The organism is Streptomyces sp. BK340 (genome assembly GCF_007827595.1).
Lineage (GTDB): Bacteria > Actinomycetota > Actinomycetes > Streptomycetales > Streptomycetaceae > Streptomyces.
Map to the genome: position 1 here is coordinate 120493 of NZ_VISR01000032.1, position 6316 is coordinate 126808.

Below are 6316 nucleotides of genomic sequence, written 5' to 3' on the forward strand. Positions count from 1 at the left end.
CAGGAAACATGAGCAAGCTGCGCGTGGCGATCCTCGGTGCCAAGGGCAGGATCGGATCCGAGGCGGTACGGGCGGTCGAGGCCGCCGAGGACATGGAGCTGGTGGCCGCCCTCGGCCGGGGCGACAAGCTGGAGACGCTGGCGGAGACCGGCGCCCAGGTCGCCGTCGAGCTGACCACTCCCGCCTCCGTCATGGGCAACCTCGACTTCTGCGTGCGCCACGGCATCCACGCGGTCGTCGGTACGACGGGCTGGACCGACGAGCGCCTCGCGCAGCTGAAGGGCTGGCTCGCCCAGTCCCCGGAGACCGGCGTGCTCATCGCCCCGAACTTCTCCATCGGGGCCGTCCTGACCATGAAGTTCGCGCAGATCGCCGCGCCGTACTTCGAGTCGGTCGAGGTCGTCGAGCTGCACCACCCGAACAAGGTGGACGCACCCTCGGGGACCGCCACGCGCACCGCCCAGCTCATCGCCGAGGCCCGCCGCGCCGCCGGCACGGCCCCGGCGCCGGACGCCACGGTGACGGCCCTGGACGGCGCGCGGGGCGCCGACGTCGACGGCGTCCCGGTGCACGCCGTGCGTCTGCGCGGCCTCCTGGCCCACCAGGAGGTACTGCTCGGCGGCGAGGGCGAGACCCTCACGATCCGCCACGACTCCCTGCACCACACCAGCTTCATGCCGGGCATCCTGCTCGGTGCCCGCCGCGTGGTGTCGACTCCGGGCCTGACTTTCGGCCTTGAGCACTTCCTGGACCTGAGCTGAGCCCGAAGACGTCATGCGCGCGAAGATCACTTACCTCGTCACGGCCGCCGTCCTGCTCTTCTACTTCGTGCTGGTCGGCAGCCGTGGCGTCATGCTCATCCAGTCCGGCACGGTGCTCACCGTCACCTTCGGGGTCGCGGTGCTCATCCTGCCGGTCATCGGCCTGTGGTTCCTGTGGAAGAACACCCAGTTCGTCCGCAAGGCCAACCAGCTGGCCGCCGAACTCGACGCCGAGGGCGGGCTGCCCGTCGACGAGCTGAGGCGTACCCCGGGCGGCCGGATCGACCGCGACTCGGCCGACGAGGTGTTCGCCAGGCGCAAGGCCGAGACGGAGGCGGCTCCGGACGACTGGCGCAGCTGGTTCCGGCTCGCCGTCGCCTACCACGACGCGCGGGACACCCCGCGCGCCCGCAAGGCGATGCTGCGTGCCATCGCCCTGCACGACGGCAGGCCCGTCCAGGCCTGAGTACCACCGGCGGCCGTCCGGAGAAGAGGCTCGTACGACAAAGGGGCCGGTCCGCGGCACAGCGGACCGGCCCCTCCGGCTTGTCTGCTCAGGTCAGTGGCGCCCGTACTCCGCGGCCCACGCCTCCACCGTGTCCGCCGCCCGGTCGAAGGCCGCGGGGCGGTTCAGGAAGTCCAGGCCGTGCGAGGTCAGCAGGGGCGGCGTGTCCTCGGTGGGCCGGTCCTTGCGTACGAGCGTCAGGGCCTGCCCCTGCACCGTGCGGGGCAGCCCCAGCCAGCGCACCGGCTGCTGGGCCGTCCGCACCGAGACCACCCGCTGCCAGGGCACCGTACGCGTCAGCAGGAAGCCGACGCGGCGCAGTCCGCGCGCGCTCACCCACACGCCCATGCGCAGCATCCGCAGCGCGCTGCCGATGACCGCCAGCGCCACGCCGAAGACCACACCGGCCGAGGACACCGAGCCGGTCAGGGCGATCAGGACCGCCGCGAACAGCACGAACGAGGACAGCAGCAGACCCAGGGCCGCCCCGCCCACGCGTCCGGGGCCGGGCCGGTAGGGGCGCCGCCAGCGCTCGCGGTCGTCGAAGGGCAGCGGGCTCTCGGAAGCCGCCTCGAAGGTGCGGTCGGCCGTCAGGAAGGGCAGGGGCACGGCTGGTCCTCACTCAATCCTTGCTGGGGCTGTGCCCGGTGAGGCTATCCGGCCGGGTTCCCGCCCACCACTCCTGGGCGGCCGTAAGGGTCAGCGCCCCTGTGCGGCCTGGGACTGCTGGGTCGGCGTACTGGACGGCGTGGACAGGGCCGGCGTACCGACGATCACCGCGCCGACGAGCCCGGCGACGACGGTGAGGCCCAGCAGCCAGCTCCCGGCCATCCGGCCGACGGACGCCCGCTGACGGGGCGGGGGAGCGACATTGCTGCGGAACCGGTCAGCCTCGGCCACAAAGGCGAAGGGCACGGGCTCACGCCGACGAAACATGGGAGTACGTCTCCTTCAGGGATGAAACGGATGAGTCTCACCCACACAGACGAACAAGCGTCGCAATCGGTGCCCGGTTTCACCAATTTCATTCAGGCACGACGACGAACGCCCCGTTTGGCGGGCCGTAGAGTGGCGTCCGCAAGAGACCAGATGGGAAGGACCCGCCGAATCGTGACCCCCACCCCCGACGACGAACTCAAGATCGATCTGCGTAGTGATGTCACCGTCGAACTGGTCAAACACAGCGCAGCGGACTCGGACGTTCTCTTCGCGGCCCGTGTGTCGACTGTCGGGGAGCAGTCCCTGGACGAGCTGAACAAGGACCCGGAGCGTTCCAAGGGCCTGATCAACTACCTGATGCGCGACCGGCACGGCAGCCCGTTCGAGCACAACTCGATGACCTTCTTCATCAGCGCCCCGATCTTCGTGTTCCGCGAGTTCATGCGGCACCGGGTCGGCTGGTCGTACAACGAGGAGTCGGGCCGCTACCGGGAGCTGCAGCCGGTCTTCTACGTCCCGGACGAGTCCCGCAAGCTGGTCCAGGAGGGCCGCCCCGGCAAGTACGTCTTCGTCGAGGGCACCCAGGCCCAGCAGGAGCTGGTCGGCCGCATCATGGAGGACTCGTACCTGCAGGCCTACACGGCCTACCAGGAGATGCTGGACGCCGGCGTCGCCCGCGAGGTCGCCCGCTCGGTCCTCCCGGTCGGCCTCTTCTCCTCGATGTACGCCACCTGCAACGCCCGCTCGCTGATGCACTTCCTCGGCCTGCGCACCCAGCACGAGCTGGCGAAGGTGCCGTCCTTCCCGCAGCGGGAGATCGAGATGGTCGGCGAGAAGATGGAGGCGGAGTGGGCCAGGCTCATGCCGCTCACCTACGCGGCCTTCAACGCGAACGGCCGTGTGGCCCCGTAACGAAGCCCTGTTCCCCCACGCGGAACGGATGTACGGATCAGCCGCGCGAAGTGTCCGTATTGCGGCATTTAGAGAAGTTCATCTAGCCTGATCAAACGGACCCGGCACTGCTTGAACCCCCGAGCAGGCAGTGCCGGGCTCCGCATTTGTCCGGACTTTCCAGGCACCCCAAGGGCAGACCACGCATGGAGCACCGAGTAGCGTGTTACCCATGGCTCCGACCTCGACTCCGCAGACCCCCTTCGGGCGGGTCCTCACCGCCATGGTCACGCCCTTCACGGCGGACGGCGCACTCGACCTCGACGGCGCGCAGCGGCTCGCCACCCACCTGGTGGACGCAGGCAACGACGGCCTGATCATCAACGGCACCACCGGCGAGTCCCCCACCACCAGTGACGCGGAGAAATCGGACCTCGTACGAGCCGTACTGGAGGCGGTCGGCGACCGCGCCCACATCGTCGCCGGCGTCGGCACCAACGACACCCACCACAGCCTGGAGTTGGCGCGCGAAGCCGAGCGCGTCGGCGCACACGGCCTGCTGGTCGTCACGCCGTACTACAACAAGCCCCCGCAGGAGGGCCTGTACCGGCACTTCACGGCCGTCGCGGACGCCACCGGGCTGCCGGTCATGCTCTACGACATCCCCGGCCGCAGCGGCGTCCCGATCAACACCGAGACGCTCGTCCGCCTCGCCGAGCACCCCCGGATCGTCGCCAACAAGGACGCCAAGGGCGACCTCGGCCGCGCCAGCTGGGCCATCGCCCAGTCCGGTCTCGCCTGGTACTCCGGCGACGACATGCTGAACCTGCCGCTGCTCTCCGTGGGCGCGGTCGGCTTCGTCTCGGTCGTCGGCCACCTCGTCACCCCCGACCTGCGCGCCCTCGTCGACGCGTACACCTCGGGCGACGTCGTCAAGGCCACCGAGATCCACCAGAAGCTGCTCCCGGTCTACACGGGCATGTTCCGCACCCAGGGCGTGATGACCACCAAGGCCGCGCTCGCCCTGCAGGGACTCCCCGCCGGACCCCTGCGCGCCCCCATGGTCGAGTGCTCGGCCGAGGAGATCGCCCAGCTCAAGATCGATCTTGCCGCCGGCGGGGTACAGCTCTGACAACAGACTTGGCACCACCCGAGCTTCACAACTGAATCCACAACCGCATAAGCGGGCCACCGGTGCCCGCACCCGACAACGACAACTGCTTCTGCACGAACGTCATGCGCGCCACGTGCCCGACCGGTACGTGGCGTGCGTGGTGAGGAGAGTCTTTTGAGTCATCCGCATCCTGAACTCGGCCCGCCCCCGCCGCTCCCCGAGGGCGGCCTGCGAGTCACCCCGCTCGGCGGCCTCGGTGAGATCGGCCGAAACATGACGGTCTTCGAGTACGGGGGCCGTCTCCTGATCGTCGACTGCGGAGTGCTTTTCCCCGAGGAGGAGCAGCCCGGAATCGACCTGATCCTTCCGGACTTCTCGTCCATCCGGGACCGCCTCGACGACATCGAGGGCATCGTCCTCACGCACGGTCACGAGGACCACATCGGTGGCGTCCCCTTCCTCCTCCGCGAGAAGCCGGACATCCCGCTCATCGGCTCCAAGCTGACCCTCGCCCTCATCGAGGCCAAGCTCCAGGAGCACCGGATCCGCCCGTACACCCTGGAGGTGGCGGAGGGGAACCGCGAGCGCATCGGCCCCTTCGACTGCGAGTTCATCGCGGTCAACCACTCCATCCCGGACGCCCTGGCCGTCGCCATCCGCACCCCCGCCGGCATGGTGGTGCACACCGGCGACTTCAAGATGGACCAGCTCCCGCTGGACAACCGCCTCACCGACCTGCACGCGTTCGCGCGGCTGAGCGACGAGGGCATCGACCTCCTGCTCACCGACTCCACGAACGCCGAGGTGCCGGGCTTCACCCCGCACGAGCGGGACATCTCCAACGTCCTGCGCCAGGTCTTCGCCGGCGCCCGCAAGCGGATCATCGTGGCCAGCTTCGCCAGCCACGTCCACCGCATCCAGCAGATCCTGGACGCGGCGCACGAGTACGGCCGCCGGGTCGCCTTCGTCGGCCGCTCCATGGTCCGCAACATGGGCATCGCCCGCGACCTCGGCTATCTGAAGGTCCCGCCGGGTCTGGTCGTCGACGTCAAGACGCTGGACGACCTGCCGGACCACGAGGTGGTCCTGGTCTGCACGGGTTCCCAGGGCGAGCCGATGGCGGCCCTGTCCCGGATGGCCAACCGCGACCACCAGATCCGCATCGTCGACGGTGACACGGTCATCCTGGCCTCGTCCCTCATCCCCGGAAACGAGAACGCGGTCTACCGCGTGATCAACGGCCTGACCCGGTGGGGCGCCAACGTCGTGCACAAGGGCAACGCCAAGGTGCATGTTTCCGGCCATGCCTCCGCAGGCGAGCTGCTGTACTTCTACAACATCTGCCGCCCGAGGAACCTGATGCCGGTCCACGGCGAATGGCGGCATCTGCGCGCCAACGCCGAGCTGGGCGCGATGACGGGCGTTCCGCACGACCGGATCGTCATCGCCGAGGACGGCGTGGTGGTCGACCTGATCGAGGGCAAGGCCAAGATCTCGGGCAAGGTCCAGGCGGGTTACGTCTATGTCGACGGCCTCTCCGTCGGTGACGTCGGCGAGCCGGCCCTGAAGGACCGCAAGATCCTCGGCGACGAGGGCATCATCTCGGTCTTCGTGGTGGTGGACTCCTCCACGGGCAAGATCACCGGTGGCCCGCACGTCCAGGCCCGCGGTTCCGGCATCGAGGACTCCGCCTTCGCCGACGTCATCCCGAAGATCACGGAGGTCCTGGAGCGCTCGGCCCAGGACGGCGTGGTGGAGCCCCACCAGCTGCAGCAACTCATTCGGCGCACCCTCGGCAAGTGGGTCTCCGACACGTATCGCCGCAGGCCGATGATCCTGCCGGTCGTGGTGGAGGTCTGACACCTCGTCCGCACGAACTTGGAGCGGGGCCCCTCGATTTGCATCGGGGCGCCCCGCTCCAGTACGTTTACGGCTCCGCCCAACCGGGAACCCCCCAGTACCTCGTGTGCTGGACGACGGTGCCCCGGAGCGGGTGGGAAATCCGGCTCAGAACTTCTGATAAAGTCGGAACCGCCGGAAAGGGAAACGCGAAAGCGAGAACCTGGAAAGCACCGAGGAAATCGGATCGAGAAAAGATCTGATAGA

At 68.9% G+C, this 6316-nt stretch carries 7 protein-coding genes; 5 read left to right on the forward strand and 2 right to left on the reverse strand.

All coding sequences use genetic code 11. From position 1 onward, the window contains the following. Positions 1–8 precede the first annotated feature (8 nt). The gene (gene dapB, locus FB157_RS39505) at positions 9–761 is read left to right on the forward strand and encodes a 4-hydroxy-tetrahydrodipicolinate reductase (protein ID WP_145885555.1); all 753 of its coding nucleotides are present in this window, start codon (positions 9–11) and stop codon (positions 759–761) included. Between the two features lie 13 nt (positions 762–774). Next, entirely contained in the window at positions 775–1227 is a 453-nt protein-coding gene (locus FB157_RS39510; protein WP_145885556.1) for a hypothetical protein, read from the forward strand. 93 nt (positions 1228–1320) lie between these two features. Here the strand turns inward: FB157_RS39510 and FB157_RS39515 are convergent, their stop codons facing one another. Together FB157_RS39515 and FB157_RS39520 are read right to left on the reverse strand one after the other, a co-directional pair. Then, entirely contained in the window at positions 1321–1875 is a 555-nt protein-coding gene (locus FB157_RS39515) for a hypothetical protein (RefSeq protein WP_145885557.1), read from the reverse strand. A 90-nt stretch (positions 1876–1965) separates the two neighbouring features. Further along, positions 1966–2202 carry a hypothetical protein gene (locus tag FB157_RS39520; RefSeq protein WP_145885558.1) on the reverse strand — a complete coding sequence of 79 codons (237 nt, stop codon included), beginning with the start codon at positions 2200–2202 and terminating at the stop codon, positions 1966–1968. 174 nt (positions 2203–2376) lie between these two features. On the opposite strand from FB157_RS39520, the gene thyX reads away from it, so the two are divergent. The 3 genes from thyX (at position 2377) to FB157_RS39535 (ending at position 6070) form a co-directional block, all read left to right on the forward strand. Continuing rightward, positions 2377–3117, forward strand: a complete 741-nt coding sequence (gene thyX / locus FB157_RS39525; RefSeq protein WP_145885559.1) for an FAD-dependent thymidylate synthase — start codon at positions 2377–2379, stop codon at positions 3115–3117. 211 nt (positions 3118–3328) lie between these two features. Further along, on the forward strand, positions 3329–4228 hold the full coding sequence (gene dapA / locus FB157_RS39530) for a 4-hydroxy-tetrahydrodipicolinate synthase (RefSeq protein WP_145885560.1): 900 nt from the start codon (positions 3329–3331) through the stop codon (positions 4226–4228). 156 nt (positions 4229–4384) lie between these two features. Then, on the forward strand, positions 4385–6070 hold the full coding sequence (locus FB157_RS39535) for a ribonuclease J (protein WP_145885561.1): 1686 nt from the start codon (positions 4385–4387) through the stop codon (positions 6068–6070). The last annotated feature ends 246 nt before the right edge of the window (positions 6071–6316 follow it).